This window comes from Marinomonas sp. THO17 (assembly GCF_040436405.1).
Lineage (GTDB): Bacteria > Pseudomonadota > Gammaproteobacteria > Pseudomonadales > Marinomonadaceae > Marinomonas.
On the sequence record NZ_AP031575.1, the window covers coordinates 3399198 to 3418290 of the forward strand.

Sequence of the window (19093 nt, forward strand, 5' to 3'; positions counted from 1 at the left end):
AGGCAAAGTTATACGGTATTTCGAATGCCCAAAGGGCTTGGGTAAGGTGTTAAATAGCTTTGCTTTCTAATGTATTCGCTGCCGTGATGCTTCAAATAGTGGTGCAATAAGGCAATTGGCGTTGCTAAATTCACTTCGCCACGACGATATTGCTCTACAACATCAAGAATGTCTTTGCGAACCGATACATCCACACTGTGTTTTAAATAGCCCACTAGGTGCATTAAAACATTGCAATGGTTTTTGCGTTTTGCAGGTTTAGAAAGGCAAGTCATGAGCTTGGTAAAATATATCTCTCTTAGTTCGTTTATTGGCCTAGGATCATTGCCCGATAATAATCGGCCTAATTCGCGATAAACGGGTTGAGAGTGCGCCATCACCATGTATTTATAACGACTGTGAAAGGCAATCAAATCATGTAGGCTTGGATGCTCAGGTACACTTTGTCGGAAGTCATGATGGGTAAATACGCGCAGCAAGAAGTTTTCTCGTAAATGCGCGTCATTCAAACGTCCATCTTCCTCCACGGGTAATAATGGGTATTTTTCCATTAAAGCCTTGGTAAATAAGCCAGCGCTGCGCTGCATGTGAGGGTGGCCATTTTCTTGGTACACCTTGATACGCTCCATTCCACAGCTAGGTGAGTTTTTCATCACTATGTAACCGTCTAAATGAGACAATTTATCAAGATAATCGGCGCTGCCTTTTACAAAGCGATCTGTTAGATCCTCACTCATGTCTTTGGTAAAGGTCATGGTTGGATGATTTGGATCGCCTTCTAAACGAACGGTTGGACGCGGAGTGCCAAACCCAGCAGCCACTTCTGGACAGAAGGTTTGGTAGTCAAAATATTCTCCCAGCACTTGGTCGCAGTAATAGGAGCGACTGTGGCCACCATTAAAGCGAACATTGTCGCCTAGTAAGCAAGCACTGATACCAACTGGTATTTTTTGATCTTGGGTTGAATGAGTGACTGAATGAGACATATTAACTCTCCTTAAAGCGTGCTGTTTTGGCTTTTTGAGTTTTCAATGATCCAATCTGTTAAAGTGAGGGCACTGATGAGTGCACCTTCTGCGTCTCCCTGACAAAGCCAGTCTCCAGCAAGACCCACCTGATTTTCTGGTGACCAAGCAAAGGTTTTATTACCACGGTTTTCAACATAACGACTAAAGAACCAGCGATGTGGTTCGCCACGTTTTAGAATTCTTTGTTCCGTATGTTCCGCAAACTCTTTACAAATTTGCTGAGCAATCCACTCCTTATCTTGATCAAGGTGTTCAGCCGTCCAATCGGCTGAAGTTTGAATGACCCAACGATCATGATCCTGAACGTTACGAGCTGGCTTATGGTTGTCCTTGATCATACGTTGGATAAAAGATTTTTTGGGTTCTACTAATGCCTTTAAATCACTTGCTTGCGTTTCCAACCACATGGCCCATTGAGAAAAATAGCCCTTACACGCCTGATTAGCACGTAATAGCAACACGGCTAGGTCAGCATGAGTAGCGAGTAACATGGCGGCCTGATGAGCTGGTGTGGCAATAATGAGATTCGTTGCTAATACGCAACTTTGGTATTTATCATCGCGAAGTAGCCAGCAAAGTTCACCATTTTTATTGATCCTATCTAACTGATGAACTTTGGTATTGGTGATAAGGTGAGCATAGTGTAACCAATGACGTGTAATGCTACTCATTTTGGGTGTACCAACGTAGGCGATTGACTCTTTTGTGCTGGCTTGTTGCCAAGGGCTTGCTAGATTTTGTTTATTTAATTGCTCAAAAAGTTTTTGTGTAGAAGCTTGGCTAGCGAGAATAAAGGGCGTCCCTAATTCGCAGCTATCTGTATCATTAATGCGTTTACTGCCTGCTCGTCCACCAGAGCCTCTACTTTTGTCTAACACGCAAACGGATAAGCCAGCTTTGGTTAATTGTTCAGCGCACAAGCTGCCTGCTAAACCCGCGCCAATAATGGCGACATCATATTGCTTAAGTTCTGGCGGTTGAGTGGCTGATGTATTCATGCTTTTTTGCCTCTGCAAAATATTTTCTTATACAATATATTTTTTTGTACAAGAAAATCAATAAACTTATACAAAAAAAAAATTGTATAGTTTTTGTTGGTGTTTTAAGTTTAGACCAGTATGAAAAGTTTGCCTTTGATGAGTGGCCTTCCCAATAGAAAGAATGAGTATGAGACCCGTAGACATTGAAATGAATGAAGCAGATGGAAAACCTTCCGAAAAGAAACTGCAAGACAATAAGTTAACAGAGGCAGCAGCAAGCGGTTTATTTCCTATTCGAGAGTTATCTCAACAAACTGGGGTGAATTCAGTGACCTTGCGTGCTTGGGAGCGCCGCTATGGCTTGTTGAAACCGAAACGGACCACGAAAGGTCATCGCCTTTACGACCACAGCCACATAGTAAGAGTTGAAGCCATTCTGAAATGGATTCAGCAAGGAGTAGCGGTTAGTAAGGTGCGAGCTTTGCTGGATCAAGGTAATGAAGAAGATTCTATTGCTCCGATTCTTTCATCAGACAGCGAATGGCAAGAGTTCAGAATTCAGCTTATTCAAGCGGCACAAATGATGAATGAAACCAAGATAGAGCAATTATATCGGCAAGTTTTTTCTCAATATCCGGCTGATATTGCTATTCGTGATTGGCTTTTGCCTTCCTTAGAAAGAATGAATAAAGGCGCATCCTTATCCTTTGTGGAAGCGGTTTTGACCGCTTGTTTACTGGATCGAGTTAGCAATCTGAAGGGGCAGCAAAAAAAGGCTCAGAAGAGTGTTTTGATACTTGGTTTAAGTAATCAAAAGCTGCTTTGGGGGTATTTGGCTGCGGCCATATTTCTGGATAAAGGTGTGCGATGTCAAGTGGTGATGTCCTGTGCTAATACGTTTGAGTGGTCATCATTGGTGGAGAGCTTAGAAGCAAATACCATACTGGCTTTTTGCGAAAATGATTTATCCAGCCGAGCTGAAGACTTGATGGTGGAAATGGCTGCTTGGCAGCAACATACGGTGGCATTAGGGGCTGGATTTTGGCTGGCAACGCGAGATAGCAAACAAGTAGAGCGCGTTAAAGTGGTTTCAGAGGTTTGGGATGGCGTGCAAACTTGCTTATCTTTAATACAATAAAAACTATCAAAGCAATTTAATTAATAAATTTCAATAATTTTATTCCTCCTTCTAATATAAAAATTAGATTAGAGAGGAGGGATTTTTATGGCTAAAACTATTACATTTGCTGTGATGCATTTTTCGATCGCCTTTACTGTGGCGTATCTCATTACTGGAAGCTTTTTAGTGGGTGGCTTGGTTGCCGTGGTGGAGCCAGCTATAAACACAGTGGCTTTTTATTTTCATGAAATGGTTTGGACGAAGCTGTCCCAGTCCAAGACGGCTGCAGACTTTAAGCAATCCATACAAAATGCCAGTGAAAGCTATGCGTTGCGCTCAATATGAATATCAATGATAAAGTATAAAATGCCGCTATCAATTAAGATAAGCGGCATTTTTTTACCAAGTCTTTGGTTGATTAACTAAGTGGATTGATTAAGAAATACAGCACAAGGGCAACGGCGACAGGTGCTGTGAACTTCATTGAGAGGTTCCATAGCTTGTAAATGCCTGATGATAATTGCAGTTCTTCTTGAGCGAACTTATCTTTTACTACCCAACCAGCAAACAGTGAAATCAAGATACCACCAAGTGGCAGCATGATGTTAGCTGTAATGTAATCTAAGAAATCGAACGTGTTTTTACCGAAGAAAGTAACTTCAGACATGAAGTTGAATGAACCTAGGCATGCAATGCCCAAAGCCCAAACAAGAATGCCTAAACCGATAGACGCGATTAGTCGGCTTAATTTGAACTTCTCTACCAAGAAAGCCACAGTTGGTTCTAGCAGCGAGATAGCGGATGTCCAAGCAGCAACTCCAACCAGCACGAAGAATAAAGTACCGAACAACTGACCAAATGGCATTTGACCGAAAGCAACAGGCAAAGAAATGAACATTAAGCCTGGGCCCGAACCTGGATCCATGTTATTTGAGAAGATGATTGGAAAGATCGCAAGACCTGCGATTAATGCGACCAAAGTATCCAAAGCACCTATGGTCAATACGGTTTTACCAATAGACGCTTGTTTAGTCATATAAGAACCATATGCCATGATGGTTCCCATACCTAGGGATAAGGTAAAAAACGAATGACCTAGAGCGATCAGAGCTGAATTCCATGTTAATGCACTGAAATTGAAGTGGAACATGAAATTCCAACCGTCACCGAAGCTGCCTGTTGTCGTTGCGTAACCTAAGAGGATAAGCAGTAAAACAAATAGAGCAGGCATCATAACGCGAGTTACTGTTTCAATACCTTTGTTGACACCTGCAGCCACTACAGCCACTGTCATGATGCTAAACAGGGTGTGCCATAATAGTAAAGTTGTTGGGTCTTCAAGCAAACCACCAAATGCCGCACCTGCTTGGTCTGAGGTAATGTCGAGCATTTCGCCCGTTAGCATGATTTTGATGTAATGCAGTACCCATCCGCCAACGACAGAATAGAAAGAAAAAATCAACACGCCAGATAGCATGCCCATCATACCAATGATGCTCCAAGATTTAGAGCCGGCTGATTCTGCAGCTACGTCTGTCAGTGCGTTAATTGGGTTTTTACGTGCACGACGGCCGATGAAAACTTCTGCCATCATGATTGGGATACCCACTAATAGAATGCAGGCTAGGTAAACTAATACAAATGCACCACCTCCATTCTCACCTGTGATGTAAGGAAATTTCCAGATATTACCTAGACCCACCGCTGAGCCTGTCGCCGCTAGAATGAAAATCCAACGGCTAGCCCAAGAGCCTTGGATTGATGTCTTATTATTCATAGTTATCTCTATTTTGTTAAAACGTATTTTGCTTATCGAAGGAAGAGTGTTGATGTATTGACCTTATTGGAGCAAGGCAAAACGAGATTCACTGATAAAAGTCGAGCGATAAAATTTTCTCATCTTCGATTAGGGGGCGGATTTTCCAAATTTTAGTCACCATATGCAACAGATAATGCCCTTTTTTTGATCAAACGATCATTTATGACTTCATTTTGTGCGAACAGTGTGTGGCTTTATAAGCAAATATAATTAGTGTTCTAAATATTTTCTGGACGAATAAATGTTTCTATGTATAATGTTTAGACATCAAATTAATTTTAATTGGTTCTTTTATTTTGGCCTTTATTTGTGATTCTTTAACTTTGAAAGATGAATTGTCCATATAAAAGGTTTGAGTACAAATAAAATTGGAGTGATAAGTGTCAGTTAATAATATTGTGTTCAAACAGCCTTTGCCTGAAGATGGTGCAAGTGTGTTTTCTTTGATTGAAAATTGCCCTCCTTTAGATATCAATTCTATGTACTGCAATCTGTTACAGACCAGCCACTTTGCCGACACCTGTGTCCTAGCCAAGCGACCGAATAGTCAGGGCCTGATTGGCTTTGTATCGGGTTATTTGTTGCCGGGTGACAAGAGTACTTTGTTTATTTGGCAAGTGGCTGTTAGTGCATCCGCTCGCGGTGAGGGACTGGCGAAAAAAATGATCATGAATCTGTTGGCTCGCGAGCAATGCGCTCAGGTCAAACGCCTACACACCACCATTACTAAGAATAATCAAGCTTCTTGGGCTTTGTTTCGCAGTTTGGCAAAGACTTTAAAAGCAGAGATAAATGAATCCATTCAGTTTGATCAACAAAGGCATTTTAACAGTCAGCACGATACTGAGTATTTAGTTGAAATTGTCCCAATCAGTCGCTGAGTAGAGTCAGAGTAACGTATTTTTTTTACCATTTACTAGATAAGGAAGGTTTACCATGAAAATTTTTGATGAGATTGAATCCGAAGTACAGTCTTATGCACGCTCTTTTCCACGCGTTTTTCACCGTGCACAAGGTGCACACTTGTTTGATGAAGACGGCAATAAATATCTGGATTTCTTAGCGGGAGCAGGTACGTTGAATTATGGCCACAATCACCCTGTATTCAAGAAAAAACTCGTGCAATACATTATGGACGATGGCATCACTCATGGTTTGGACATGCATACCAAGGCTAAGGGAGAATTTCTTGAGAGTTTCAAAAAATACATTTTGGAGCCAAGAGGTTTGGAATATGTCATGCAATTTACCGGACCAACAGGTACTAATGCAGTAGAGGCGGCATTGAAGTTGGCGCGTAATGTGACAGGCCGTGAAAACATTGTAAGTTTTACCAATGGTTTTCACGGTTGCAGTTTAGGTGCTTTATCTGTGACAGGTAATTCTCATCATCGAGGAGCTGCGGGGACGAATTTGGGGGCTGGTGTTTCCACTGTGCCATTTGACGGCTATCTCGGAGAAGACATTGAGACAACTGAATATTTAGATAAGGTATTTTCTGACTCCAGTAGTGGCGTCGATATTCCAGCCGCGGTTATCGTCGAAACAGTTCAAGGAGAAGGTGGTATTAACGCCGCAAGCTTTAGCTGGTTAAAAAATTTAGAAACCGTCTGTAAGAAGCATGGTGTGTTATTGATTGTGGATGATATTCAGGCTGGATGTGGTCGTACTGGTACCTTCTTTAGTTTTGAAGGTGCAGGTATTAAGCCTGACATTGTTACCATGTCGAAGTCCCTCAGTGGCTATGGTTTGCCATTTGCTGTGGTGTTGATGCGTCCTGAATTAGATGAGTGGAAACCGGGTGAACATAACGGTACTTTCCGTGGTAATAACCTGGCTTTTGTTACCGCCAAAGAAGCCATTGAAACCTACTGGAAAGACGATGCGTTTGAAAAAGAAATTCAACGCAAAGGTGACTACATACATCAACGTACACAGCAAATAGTCGATGAGTTTGGCGAAGGAAATTTTACTTTGCATGGGCGCGGTATGATGCGAGGTATTAACTGCGTAAGTGGTAAATTAGCCAGTAAGATTACTAAAAAATGTTTCCAGAATGGTTTGATGATCGAAACATCGGGTGCTGATGATCAGGTCGTTAAATTCCTCTGTCCTTTGATCATTTGTGACGAGGATCTCAAAGAAGGCATTGATATTCTTGAAAAAGCCATTCGTGAAGTGTGCGCTAAAGAAGACGATATACCAGAAGCAAAAAGTTACTTCGATGAAAACTATGATATCGCGGTGTAACAACCGCGCGTCGCCATATTTTAACTATTAGATGAGGTAAGTATGTTTGCACGTGATTTAGCAGAATGTGAAAAAACAGATCGTCGAGTTGTCTCTCCAGATGGTAACTGGGAAAGCACGCGCTTGATATTGAAAGAAGATCAAATGGGATTCTCTTTTCACATCACCACTATATATGAAGGCAAAGATTTTGATATGCATTACCAGAACCATTTGGAATCTGTGTATTGCCTCTCTGGTGAAGGAGAAGTTGAAAGCCGTGAAACGGGACAAAAATACGCGATTAAACCCGGTGTTGTGTATGTATTGGATCAGCATGACGCTCATACTTTGCGCGCTTTTAAAGAGTTGCAATTAGCCTGTGTATTCAACCCGCCCATCACAGGTAAAGAAGTGCATAACTCAGAAGGGGCATATGAATTATTGGATTAGGTAGAAAAGTAGGGCGACAGCCAAAATTGATAGTAAAAAGTGCTTAAAATTTTTACAGCCTTATGACAATATAGCGGCAATTTTTCACTTTGGTAATTTTGGGCGCTTTTGCTCCAACGAAATATTGGATTGGTAATGGGACAACATACAGTTGAGAAAATCGGCGGTACGTCCATGAGTGACTACTGTTCGGTTCGAGATAATATTATTTTTAAGCCAGTGCAAACCGACAGTTTGTACAGTCGAATTTTTGTGGTATCAGCCTACGGCGGCATTACAGACAAACTATTGGAACACAAGAAAACGGGTGACGCAGGTGTCTATGCTTTGTTTGCCAAAGAGCGCAAGCAAAACCATTGGTTCCCAGCATTGCAAGAAGTACGTCACGCCATGATGGCAATCAATCACGAATTGTTTGCAGCGGGCGAATTACGCGATAAAGCGGATGCTTTCTTGGGGAGCCGTCTAAAGGATGCGCAAGAGTGCTTGGAAGACTTGCATCGTCTTTGTCAGCACGGCCACTTTTCCATTAGTGAGCATTTGGCAACCGTTCGCGAAATGCTGGCCAGTATCGGTGAAGCGCACAGTGCGTGGAATACCGCTCATTTACTGCAGCGAGATGGAGTTAATGCGGTGTTCGTTGACTTGACGGGTTGGAACAGTCCTTCTCACATGTCTTTAGACGAGCGAATTGTGGATGCTTTTAAAGAAATTGATTTGAATAAAGAACTGCCGATTGCAACAGGTTACGCACACAGTGAAACAGGCTTGATGTCGACCTTTGACCGTGGTTACAGTGAAATGACTTTCAGCCGTATTGCAGTGCTCACTGAAGCCCATGAAGCGGTAATTCATAAAGAATTCCACTTGAGCAGTGCCGACCCACGTTTGGTAGGGGAAGCCAATGCTGTGCCGATTGGTCGTACTAACTATGATGTGGCGGATCAGTTAGCAAACTTGGGGATGGAAGCCATTCATCCAAAAGCGGCTAAAGGTTTGCGTCAAAGTGGTATTGCACTGCGTGTGAAGAACACCTTTGAGCCTGAGCATACTGGTACCTTGATCACGGGTGATTATGTTAGTGATGCGCCTTGTGTTGAGATCATTGCAGGTTGTCGCGGTGTGTTTGCGGTTGAGTTATTTGATCAAGATATGGCGGGTGAGATTGATCAGTTTGATGGCGAGATTTTAAAAGTCTTGAATCAGTTTAATGCGCACATTATTGCTAAAGACATTAATGCCAACACCATTACACACTACTTGGCCATTAACCTTAAGACGTTGAAACGTGTCATGAAGGTATTGAGTGAACGATTTGAAGATGCAGAAATCACGCAGCGCAAAGTGGCCATTGTCTCAGCGATTGGTAGCGATATGAAAACCACAGGTATGCTGGCGAAAGCAGTAAAAGCCATCGCTGAGCAAGAAGTAAATGTATTGGCGATGCACCAATCTATGCGTCAGGTGGATATGCAGTTTGTGATTGATGAAGAAGATTACGAAAAAGCCATTTGCAGTTTACATAAAGATTTGGTGGAAGTTCACAACCATGGAAGCGCCATCTGTTTGGCATCCTAATTGTTGATTAGAGTAAATGAAAAAAGGCTCAAATACCTAGAGATTTGAGCCTTTTTTATGTCGGACCATGAGCTTTTCTGAGAGAGAAAATTAATGCTGAATCAAGCTCGGAGCGCGATTAAATTCAGCTTCTGTCACCGCTTTACTAACATAAAATCCTTGCCCGTAATCGCACTGAAATTCTGTTAACATTCGCCATTGCTCTTGTGTTTCTATACCTTCTGCCAAGACGCTCAAATTCAGTTTGTGCGCCATAGCGATGATAGCTTCTATTATGTTGCGGTCATCTTCATTGTCCAAAAGCTCGTGAACAAAGTTTTTATCAATTTTGACTAAGTCTGCAGGCAGGTTTTTTAATTGGGCTAAGGATGAATAGCCTGTGCCAAAATCGTCGATCGCAATGCAGACACCCATGTTTTTAAGGCGTTGGAGTAAACTTTTGGCCAGTTCGATATCTTCTAGTATATCGGTTTCTGTGATCTCAAAGCCGAGTAATTTGGCCTCGACTTGGTAATCACTAAGCCAGTCTTCTATGTGTTCGACAAACTTCGGGTCGGCTAACTGCTGAGAAGCCAGATTGATGTGCATGGTAATGTCTGGAAGCCCAGCTTGTTTTCGTCTAGCAAGATATTGGATAGCGGTTTCAATGACCCAATACCCCATTTCCACTATCTCCCCCGTGTTTTCTGCAAGAGGAACAAAATCGTTTGGAAAAATAAGCCCTTTTTCAGGATGTTGCCAGCGAATCAAGGCTTCTGCACCTACAACCTGATTCGTATTAAGATCAAATTGTGGTTGATAAAATAATACAAACTCTTTATTTTTCAGTGCATTAGATAGTTCATCTTCTGCCTTTATGGTGTTGTGGGTATTGATTTTCATGCTTTCAGTATAAAAAGCGTATTGGTTTTTACCCTGTTGTTTGGCGTGGTATAGAGCCATATCGGCATTTTGCATTATAGTGACTAGGTCATAACCGTGTTCCGGGATCATAGCGACACCTAAGCTGGTGCTTAAGGTAAATTCCCTGTGATTGAATTTAATGGGAGAGCGGACCGTGCGCAAAATTTTGTCGGCAAACTCACTTACCGCTTTTTGGCTTTGTACGTCACCCAACAAAATACCAAATTCGTCTCCGCCAAGGCGGACTACCTGATCAGAAATTCCTCTTAAGGTGTTTAGGCGATTGGCTATAATGACTAATACTTGGTCGCCAATGTCATGACCAACGGTATCATTTATGCGTTTAAAGTTATCCAGATCAAAGTAGATAAAGGCTGAGATGCGGCTACGTAATTGGTTCTTGTAAAGGATATTGGGCAAATTATCATGCAAATGTCGGCGATTGGGTAAGCTTGTTAAAGGATCACGATAAGCCATGTCTTGCAGTTCTATGGTTTTCTCACGAACTTGATGGGCAAGCCTCAAAGGTTGTATTAAAAGAGCATACAATGCGCTAGACAAGAGCAGGCCAACTAATCCTGTGATCAGGTAGCCATTAGAACGCACAGAGCTGAGTTCATTGCTAATATTGCGACTGATGGTTAATGTCCAAGTTCCTACAGGCAATACTATTTTGCTGGAAGAGCGCAAGTCACCTAAGGCTTGTTGAGAAGAAGATAAGGTAATGCGTTCTTTTTTATCATTATGAGGACGCCATAATTCATATTGATAACCATCTTCTGTAAGCTCTTTGAGTTGTGTCGCTTCCAGTAAATTGTCTAGATACACTAGGGTTGAAGCAAAGCCCCAAAAGCTCTCTTTTGGTGTATCTCGGTTGAGATAAATGGGCGCGCGACTAATGACAGCAATACCCCCTTGAACCAAAGGTACGGGTCCAATAGCGATCATTTTTTTACTGAGAATAGAATCTTGCGTGGCTTCATGATAGGGGGCATTGTTTATGATATCCAGACCAATGGCCTTTTCATTACCTTGTAATGGAAATATTTTTTTTATGATACCTTGTGGTGCAAGTTGGATGTTTTCAATACCACCAATGGATTGCATTAAGCGATTGGCGTAAGTATCAAACCAAGTGTATTGACCATTATGAAGCTCCACTTCATAAGACAAAATTTGCGCAGCGGTGAATGCCGAAGCCAAACGACGTTCTAGTGCTGAAGCTTGTGAGCGAGATAAGCCATTTAATATGGAGGATTGTTGGTGACGAAAAGTATTAATAGAGGACTGAGTCCAATAGCCGCCTAACAGTACAACCAAACAGAAGGTAATTACGGCAATACCTATAGCGAGTGGTTGCTTGAGGATTGCGTCTTTCAATTAAACTTCCTTTGCAATTCAAACCTTCTCACAGCATATTATTAATTCCTTCTTTTAATAACCCATCTTTTTGTTAATTAATGTATTTATTAAAAACGGCGATTACCAAAGGTAATCGCCGTTTTTAATAAAAATAACCTAATTTAGTGAGGTTAGGAGAATTAAACAAAAGCTAGGAAAGCACCTGCTAGAGCAATCAAGCTGCCTGCAATTCTGTTGATGATAGGCGCTTGGATGCTGGCAACAACAGCGCCAAATGCGACTCCCGTAGCATGTAACAATGCTGTCGCTATGGCAAAGCCAGCCGCATATTGAATGCCGTTAGCATTAAGTGGCATTTCCAAACCGTGCGCCGCACCATGAAATAATGCAAAAGCTGCAACAATAGCTGCGCAGCTTGATATAGACATTCTCACACTGGCCAATAGCATGATGCCCATGAAGACAACGGATAAAAGGATACCTTGTTCGATAAAGGGGAGTTGGACGCCAGCGACAGCTAAACCGCCACCAATTAACATAGTGGCAACGAAGGCGGTTGGTACCGTCCAAACAGCTCGGCCGCCTAGACTTACCGCCCAGATACCAACGGCAACCATAGCGAGCAAGTGGTCAAGACCACCTAATGGATGAGAAAAACCTGACAAAAAACTGTTCGTGTGTTCGTGCTCTGGATGAGCGAAAGCAAGAGCAGGTAAAGTGGCCATCATAGCCAGTACAAATTTCAGCGTATATTGACGCATGTTGTCTTCTCCAAATAGTAAATGATGATTGTTAGCCACCGCTCTTGCGGCTGGAACAGGAGAAGATTTTAACACAGCTGGGTGTCAGGTAAATTGAATGGCTTCAATCTATGCTTGTTAAAGATTCAGTTTGCGCTGTTGAGTCTTAAGAACACGCCATCAAATAAGATGGCGCGATAGGGGTTACTTGATGAATTTTACTTGGTCGTGAATTTTTTTAAGAATCGCCCCTTTACGTTCGTTAAAGGTTTTTTTGTTTTCCTCAAAGATGTTGCGACCTTTAGAGTCGATGGAAATAATCAGTGGGCCAAATTCGCGAACGCGGCTCACCCATAGGGTTTCTGGCATGCCCAAGTCTTTCCATTCGGCTTGTTCAATTTCTTCTACCTTGGTGGCGGCTACCACAGCACAGCCGCCTGGGAAAACGGCGTGAACCGCTTTGTTTTCTAAACAGCCTTTGGCGGTTTCTTCGCCCATGCCACCCTTACCTATGATGAGTTTGACACCGGTTTCTGCGATGAATTGACGTTCAAACTTTTCCATACGCATGCTGGTGGTAGGGCCAATGGAAACCATTTCATACGAACCGTCTTCTTTTTCGCGAACAATAGGACCAGCATGAAAAATGGCACCATCTTTAATATCAACGGGTAACTTCTGTTTAAGCTCAATTAAACGGCGATGAGCAACATCACGACAAGTCACTAGATGACCCGTTAGATACACGATATCACCCACATTCAGCTCAGCTAACGCTTCGTCAGAAATAGGGGTAGTTAGAATTTTCTTACTCATAGAATGACTCCATCATGAGACAGTACTTCATAGCTTAAATCTGGATTAAATTTGATGGTGCCACGACGGTGTGCCCAACAACCTGTAGATACCGCTACCCCGATAGTGGAAGGGTGACGAGCAGAAGACTCAATATTTACGCCCATTACTGTGTTATCACCGGTCAAACCCTGTGGGCCGATACCGACCTCATTTAGACCGCTCTCTAAAAGATCTTCCATCAATGCCGCTTTGGCATTCGGATTACGCGTATCGACTGGTCTTAAAATGGCTTTTTTCGAAAGACGTGCCGCCGTTTCCACCGAAGTAGATACACCCACACCCACCAGTAGAGGAGGACAGGCATTGATACCGCGTGATGTAATAACATCAAATACAAAGTCTGCAACGCCTTCATAACCTTCACCCGGCATCAGTACTTTGGCAGAACCTGGCAGAGTGCAACCGCCACCGGCCATGTAGACTTCAATCGTCGCTGTATCTTCACCAGGTACTATGTCCCAGTCTAACCAAGGAATTTTAGAGCCTGCATTGGTGCCGGTGTTTTTCTCTTCAAATGTTTCGACGGCATTGTGACGAAGAGGGCCTTTACGTGTGGCTTCCAGAGTGGCATTGCGTAAAATATCTTCCAGTTCACCCAGTAATGGAAACTTGGCTCCTACTTTAATAAAGTACTGGATAACCCCTGTGTCCTGACAGCTTGGGCGATCTAGTTTGTCCGCTGCTTCTTGGTTCTCTGCCATGGTGTCGTAAATTTCGATGGCCATGGGGTTTTTTTCTTTTTTGCGCAGTTCGGCTTGCTTGTTTTTAACATCGCGTGGAAGACGCTTACCAATGTAGCTTGTAAACTTTGTCATGATGTCAGACATATACTCAACTGAGTTTTCGTGACTCATCAAAGCCTCCTTATTTACTTCTGTCTTACAAAAAAATGATGGATTAATTTTAGTATTTATTAATAAGGAAGGTTAGAATATAAGGAAATTCAGTCTTTCCTTGGAGGAATAAGTGGATACCTTATCCGAATTTACTTTTTTTATTACCTTGTCTCGTAATGGGAGTTTATCGTCCACGGCACGTGAATTAAATTTAACGCCTTCGGCTGTGACCAAACGTCTTTCTAACTTGGAAGCACGTTTGGGAGTGCGATTAATAAATAGAACCACCCGGCGATTGAGTTTAACGAACGAAGGTGAGATTTATTTAAAGTACGTCAAAAATATTGTTAATCAAATTGATGAAATGGAATCTGTTGTTTCGAAAAGACGAGATTCTCCAAAGGGTTTACTAAGAGTCAATGCACCTCTGGGATTTGGACGGAATTATATTGCACCTATTGTGTCAGAGTTCATTAATGAGTATCCCGACATCGAAGTTCAGTTGATGCTAACCGACAGACCAATCAGTCTTCCTGATGAGTCAATTGATGTCTGCATACGTTTCGGTACTGTGCCTGATTCACGTGCATTTGCTCGTAAAATTGCACCTAATCGTCGTCTTATTTGCGCCTCTCCTAGCTACTTTGAAAAACGCGGCAAGCCTAATGTTCCTGCAGATTTATTGGAACACAATTGTATTGTTATCAAACAAAGTCAACAAGTTGCCACTGCATGGCGTTTTAATTCAGATGATAATGAGGAGGTTATCAAGGTGAAAGGTAGTCTGGTTACCAACGATGGTGAAATTGCTTTGCGATGGGCTTTAGATGGTCATGGCGTTGTCATGAGAGCCGAGTGGGATTTGGCAAAATACATACGACAAGGAAAGTTAGAAATAGCATTAGAAGAATACGAAACCCCCAATGCAGATATATATGCGGTATATATGGAGAAGCTAAATTTATCAGCGAGAGTGACTTGTTTTTTAGATTATTTAAAAGAAAGTTTTATCAGTGAAGATAATACAAGATCTTTTTGGTAAACAAGTCACTCTTAATTTTTAAAGTGAATTTTCACTCCCTGATTTATATTAAAAAAGCAATCCGCTTGGCAGTCTTAATAATAATATTTCCTTCATAACAAAATAGAATAGTAAAACTATTAGTATGGAAATTATTATATTAAATATAATGCGTATAGGCTTTTGCTTTTCAAAAGTGGATATGAACATGATGGAAATAAAAGCGATTGTGGCGGCTATGCCAAAACCTAACTTTGCCATGAAAATAGTCCACAATAAAATGACCAAGGAGACGCCTGCTTGCCTTTTATTCGGCAGAAGCTTAGCGTTTTGATTAAAGCCGTCCTTCTTAATCGCCAGTTTTATGAACAATACTATTGATAAGAAAATCATAGCTCCAGCAATGTAGGATGGGAAAACAGCACCCAGAATGGACATGTTTTTCGTATCATTGAAGAGCAGTATTCCTACGCCTATTAATGCCAGCACAAAAATTAGCACACTGGACTTTCTGCTAGGTTCTTCAATCGTTTCAGGCTTCTGTTGCTTACGTGCAGCTAAAATGGGGAAAAGTAGAGCAATGATACAACAGATGATGATGCCGATTGAGATAGGGCGCCCAAAGAACATTTCTAAGGTACGACCTTGAGCAGAGCCAATTAGGTAGGTTTGTACAAATCCCTGCTCTGCAATTTTACCCAATACCAAGCCCAACACTATGGGGGATGCACTGAAGCCCAGTTTGGCTAAGAACCAAGCGGCAATACCCAATACAAACATAACGAAAGTGTCGTGCGGATTACTGTGGATAGCATAACTACCTATTACGGTCAGGAAGGCCACACAAGGAACCAAAAGTTCTTTCGGTGTTTTAGAGATGGATTTATAGGCGTATTTACCTAAGATCAAACCCACAGGTAGCATCAGCAGGGTGGCAATAATGAGGCCATAGATAAAGGTATAAACAATGCTGCCTTGATCGGTGAACAAAGAAGGCCCAGTTTTAATACCCTGCACCAGTAATGCTCCCAAAATAATAGCATCAGGAGGGGTTCCCGGAATCCCCAAAACCAAAGTAGGAATAAAACCACCGCCAACGGTTGCATTATTAGCAGATTCCGTTGCCACAATACCTTCTGGCGCACCTTTACCAAATGTTTCGGATTCTTTTGAACTACGTCGTGCTTCAGTGTAAGCCACTAAGCCGGCAATAGAACCGCCTGCGCCAGGCAGAATGCCTACCACAGTACCTATCACAGAACTGCGTAGTAGATTGAATTTGCGTTTTAAAATCAGACCAAAGGCTTCTGCTAATGAAGATTGCCCTCTGATGGATTCAAATTTTAAGTGCGGCGCTTTGTTGGCCACCAAATCAATGATGACTGGGATACAGTATAAACCAATGATAGCAGAGGTAAGATCAATGCCGCCAAGTAAGGAAACTTGATCAAAGGTAAAGCGTACATCACCGCCAACAACGGCAACCCCAACAGCAGAAAGCAATAAGCCGATACAAGCGCCTATCAAACCTTTTAATGTGTTGCCAACGGATAATGCAGAAATCAGTGTAAGGCCAAATACGGCCATCCAGAAATATTCGGATGGGCCAAATGCCAACGCGACTTCGGCAAGAGGAGGAGCAAGGAATAGCAAAGCTAAACCGCCGACTAAACCACCACCAACAGAAGCTAGGGTTGCCAATGAGATGGCTAAAGCCCCTTTACCTTGTTTTGCCAAAGGATAACCATCAAAGGTTGTCGCAATAGCAGAGGGTGTGCCGGGAGTGTTTACCAATATGGCCGCGAAAGCGCCACCATAGATTGCCCCAGTGTATATGGCCCCTAGTACGATGAGGCCAGAAGCTGGCCCCATCACATAGGTAAATGGCACTAAGACAGCAACAGCCATTGTTGCAGAAAGCCCTGGCATGGCACCAATAATGGTACCGGCAATTACACCAACTAACGCTAACAGAAGGTTAAGTGGCGTAAGGGCTTCAATTAAATAGCTTACTAGTTCCATTTAAGTTACCTATTCGTTACTTGATTAAGCCCAAAAGTTGAGCGACGCCCTGGTACTCAGCTTTATTTGCCTCGATAAATGCATCCATATTTTTATAAGATATATCGGTCAGTACAAAGCCATTGTCTTCCATTTTCTTAACAAACTCTGGGTCTTTGTTGATTTCCCCGACTATATCAGACAGTTTTTGGCGTACGTCTTCTGGAGTGGACTTAGGTACAGCAACACCTCGGTATGCACCACCTACTAGGTCAATGCCTAACTCTTTAAAGGTTGGGACATCAGGAAACGCAGACAATCTCTTTTCAGAAGACACAGCAAGCATACGTAGCTTGTCGCCAGCACTTGCACCTGATGTTGCATAAGCAAAACCGGCCGCGACTTGGCCACCCATTAAAGAAGTCATCGCAGGTCCTATACCGCTAAATGGTACGTAAGTTGAAGTGATACCAGTCAATTTATCAAAGGTTGCTTGACCAATGTGGTTTGCTGAATTTGAACCAGAACCAGCAAAAGTAACCATGCCTGGGTTTTTCTTACCATAGTCAATCAGTTGACCTAAGTCTTTAAACTGACTGTTAGCTGGAACAAAGATCGCATTTGGTGTGTAGTGGAAATAGTAAAGAGGGGTCAGCTCGTCCGTGGTGTAGCCCGAATCTTTCACGATAGGTTGCATGATACTGTGAGGGATATTAATTCCCATGATGGTGTAACCATCACCCTCCATGCCGTTTAGTTGTGACCAAGCTACTGCACCACCGGCACCAGGCATGTACTGGATGACCGTTTGTACTCCTGCGTATTTTTCAAATACAGATTGCTGAAAGCGAGCAGACAGATCTGATTCACCACCAGCATTAAATGGAATAATGTAGTTGATCGGTTTGCTAGGAAAGTCATTTGCCACCGCACTTGTTGCCGTTACACTAAGTGTGAAGGCTGCTAGCAAAGGAACGAAAAGTGTTTTTAAGTTCTTATTTTTCATGATATTCGCCTTTTTTAATTATTGTCAGCGATAAAAACTATAACGGATATAAAAGACCTTACAACAAACATGGGTTAATACATTTTTGAAAATAATTCAATAATAGGTTATGTGTCATGTTTTTATCTGGATGACTTGATATTACTTAACATCATATCCTTGCCGACCACCAAGGTCATCTACTCCTTATAATGCTTGCCATAAGGCTGTGGCCACTGGCCCTAAAGGTTTGTTAGCGATTTTGACTAGACAGTAGGTGAATTCAATACGATTATCATAATCGATGAGATTGAGCTCGTGTAATTCTCCTTTAGCGAGGGCATCACGGACAAAATGTTCAGGCATTCTGCCCCATCCCATTCCAGACTGAATCAGAGATAACTTGGTTGCAAAGTTATTGACATACCAATAACGCTGAGCATCCTGTACACCAACTTTAATCCCAGTGGTTAGCATGCCGGAATCTTTTACTACTACTTGATAGGTGTCGATCAGTTGGCGAACGGTAGTGAGATGGTCAAATTTTTGAATGAGTTTATCTGCCGCCACATTGAGTAAATAACCTTGTGTAATGATCTTGTGCTCAATCTGGCTGTCATGAATTAACTGATTGGGAATGGGAGAAATGGCTAAATCGACCTTATTTTGCAGTAACTGATCAATAGGACCAGAAAGGTATTCTTGGCTTAGCACAATCTGAGTGGACGCATAGTGTTGTTGTACTTGTTCCAAGGCTTGCAAAATTTGTTCTATTTCAAATGACGCTTCAATCGCTAAGCTGATGGTGTCTTCTTCTCCTTGGGCAAAACAGGCGGCCGTATCGAGAAGATGCTGATGCTCAGCAACCACTTGTTTGGCTTTCTGATAGATGATTTGACCCTGTGCGTTCAGTTGCATACGGTATTGCTGACGATTAAACAAAGATAGATTTAATTGCGCTTCCAGTTGCTTTAGGGCTGCCGTTAATGCGGGTTGTGTCTTGTATACTCGTTCTGCTGCTTGGCTAAGTGAACGGCTTTCTGCGACCGCGATTAATATCTTCAATTGATCAATCGAAACCATAATAAAACCTGATGAAGTTTATAATAAAAATTAAATATAATTTATATTAATGCATGGTAGATAATTTCGCTATTAAACAGATCTCAATGAGGAAAAT

At 42.2% G+C, this 19093-nt stretch carries 17 protein-coding genes; 7 read left to right on the forward strand and 10 right to left on the reverse strand.

Going from position 1 to position 19093, the window contains the following annotated elements:
- Positions 1-8: 8 nt before the first annotated feature.
- Both ABXS85_RS16050 and ABXS85_RS16055 read right to left on the reverse strand, forming a co-directional pair.
- A complete protein-coding gene (locus tag ABXS85_RS16050; protein ID WP_353667534.1) occupies positions 9-986 on the reverse strand; it encodes a DUF523 and DUF1722 domain-containing protein in 978 nt (325 codons plus the stop codon).
- A gap of 11 nt (positions 987-997) precedes the next feature.
- On the reverse strand, positions 998-2026 hold the full coding sequence (locus ABXS85_RS16055; protein ID WP_353667535.1) for an FAD-dependent oxidoreductase: 1029 nt from the start codon (positions 2024-2026) through the stop codon (positions 998-1000).
- 169 nt (positions 2027-2195) lie between these two features.
- Between ABXS85_RS16055 and ABXS85_RS16060 the strand changes: the two genes are divergently transcribed.
- Positions 2196-3146, forward strand: a complete 951-nt coding sequence (locus ABXS85_RS16060; protein ID WP_353667536.1) for a MerR family transcriptional regulator — start codon at positions 2196-2198, stop codon at positions 3144-3146.
- Between the two features lie 87 nt (positions 3147-3233).
- Positions 3234-3473, forward strand: a complete 240-nt coding sequence (locus tag ABXS85_RS16065) for a DUF2061 domain-containing protein (protein ID WP_353667537.1) — start codon at positions 3234-3236, stop codon at positions 3471-3473.
- 73 nt (positions 3474-3546) lie between these two features.
- On the opposite strand, the gene ABXS85_RS16070 is transcribed toward ABXS85_RS16065, so the two are convergent.
- Complete coding sequence (locus ABXS85_RS16070) at positions 3547-4905, reverse strand: sodium-dependent transporter (RefSeq protein ID WP_353667538.1); 1359 nt, start codon at positions 4903-4905, stop codon at positions 3547-3549.
- Positions 4906-5327: 422 nt separating this feature from the next.
- On the opposite strand from ABXS85_RS16070, the gene ectA reads away from it, so the two are divergent.
- The 4 genes from ectA (at position 5328) to ABXS85_RS16090 (ending at position 9207) form a co-directional block, all read left to right on the forward strand.
- The gene (gene ectA / locus ABXS85_RS16075; RefSeq protein WP_353667539.1) at positions 5328-5828 is read left to right on the forward strand and encodes a diaminobutyrate acetyltransferase; all 501 of its coding nucleotides are present in this window, start codon (positions 5328-5330) and stop codon (positions 5826-5828) included.
- Positions 5829-5883: 55 nt separating this feature from the next.
- A complete protein-coding gene (gene ectB, locus ABXS85_RS16080; RefSeq protein ID WP_353667540.1) occupies positions 5884-7197 on the forward strand; it encodes a diaminobutyrate--2-oxoglutarate transaminase in 1314 nt (437 codons plus the stop codon).
- Between the two features lie 42 nt (positions 7198-7239).
- On the forward strand, positions 7240-7629 hold the full coding sequence (locus tag ABXS85_RS16085; protein ID WP_353667541.1) for an ectoine synthase: 390 nt from the start codon (positions 7240-7242) through the stop codon (positions 7627-7629).
- Between the two features lie 135 nt (positions 7630-7764).
- On the forward strand, positions 7765-9207 hold the full coding sequence (locus tag ABXS85_RS16090) for an aspartate kinase (RefSeq protein ID WP_353667542.1): 1443 nt from the start codon (positions 7765-7767) through the stop codon (positions 9205-9207).
- 90 nt (positions 9208-9297) lie between these two features.
- Here the strand turns inward: ABXS85_RS16090 and ABXS85_RS16095 are convergent, their stop codons facing one another.
- The 4 genes from ABXS85_RS16095 to ttdA form a co-directional block, all read right to left on the reverse strand.
- Positions 9298-11490 carry an EAL domain-containing protein gene (locus ABXS85_RS16095; RefSeq protein WP_353667543.1) on the reverse strand — a complete coding sequence of 731 codons (2193 nt, stop codon included), beginning with the start codon at positions 11488-11490 and terminating at the stop codon, positions 9298-9300.
- Positions 11491-11651: 161 nt separating this feature from the next.
- Complete coding sequence (locus ABXS85_RS16100; RefSeq protein ID WP_353667544.1) at positions 11652-12233, reverse strand: HupE/UreJ family protein; 582 nt, start codon at positions 12231-12233, stop codon at positions 11652-11654.
- Between the two features lie 183 nt (positions 12234-12416).
- Positions 12417-13028, reverse strand: a complete 612-nt coding sequence (ttdB, locus tag ABXS85_RS16105; RefSeq protein WP_353667545.1) for a L(+)-tartrate dehydratase subunit beta — start codon at positions 13026-13028, stop codon at positions 12417-12419.
- Positions 13025-13924, reverse strand: coding sequence for a L(+)-tartrate dehydratase subunit alpha (gene ttdA / locus ABXS85_RS16110; protein ID WP_353667546.1), 900 nt, complete (start codon positions 13922-13924; stop codon positions 13025-13027). Before ttdA ends, ttdB begins: the two co-directional genes overlap by 4 nt.
- Before the next feature lie 112 nt (positions 13925-14036).
- On the opposite strand from ttdA, the gene ABXS85_RS16115 reads away from it, so the two are divergent.
- Entirely contained in the window at positions 14037-14948 is a 912-nt protein-coding gene (locus ABXS85_RS16115; RefSeq protein WP_353667547.1) for a LysR family transcriptional regulator, read from the forward strand.
- Positions 14949-14996: 48 nt separating this feature from the next.
- On the opposite strand, the gene ABXS85_RS16120 is transcribed toward ABXS85_RS16115, so the two are convergent.
- The 3 genes from ABXS85_RS16120 to ABXS85_RS16130 all read right to left on the reverse strand — a co-directional run bounded on the left by ABXS85_RS16120 (position 14997) and on the right by ABXS85_RS16130 (position 18996).
- The gene (locus tag ABXS85_RS16120; protein WP_353667548.1) at positions 14997-16949 is read right to left on the reverse strand and encodes a tripartite tricarboxylate transporter permease; all 1953 of its coding nucleotides are present in this window, start codon (positions 16947-16949) and stop codon (positions 14997-14999) included.
- A 16-nt stretch (positions 16950-16965) separates the two neighbouring features.
- Positions 16966-17934 (reverse strand): tripartite tricarboxylate transporter substrate binding protein, encoded by a 969-nt coding sequence (locus tag ABXS85_RS16125; RefSeq protein ID WP_353667549.1) that lies wholly within the window; start codon positions 17932-17934, stop codon positions 16966-16968.
- Between the two features lie 186 nt (positions 17935-18120).
- Positions 18121-18996 carry a LysR family transcriptional regulator gene (locus ABXS85_RS16130; protein WP_353667550.1) on the reverse strand — a complete coding sequence of 292 codons (876 nt, stop codon included), beginning with the start codon at positions 18994-18996 and terminating at the stop codon, positions 18121-18123.
- Positions 18997-19093: the final 97 nt, after the last annotated feature.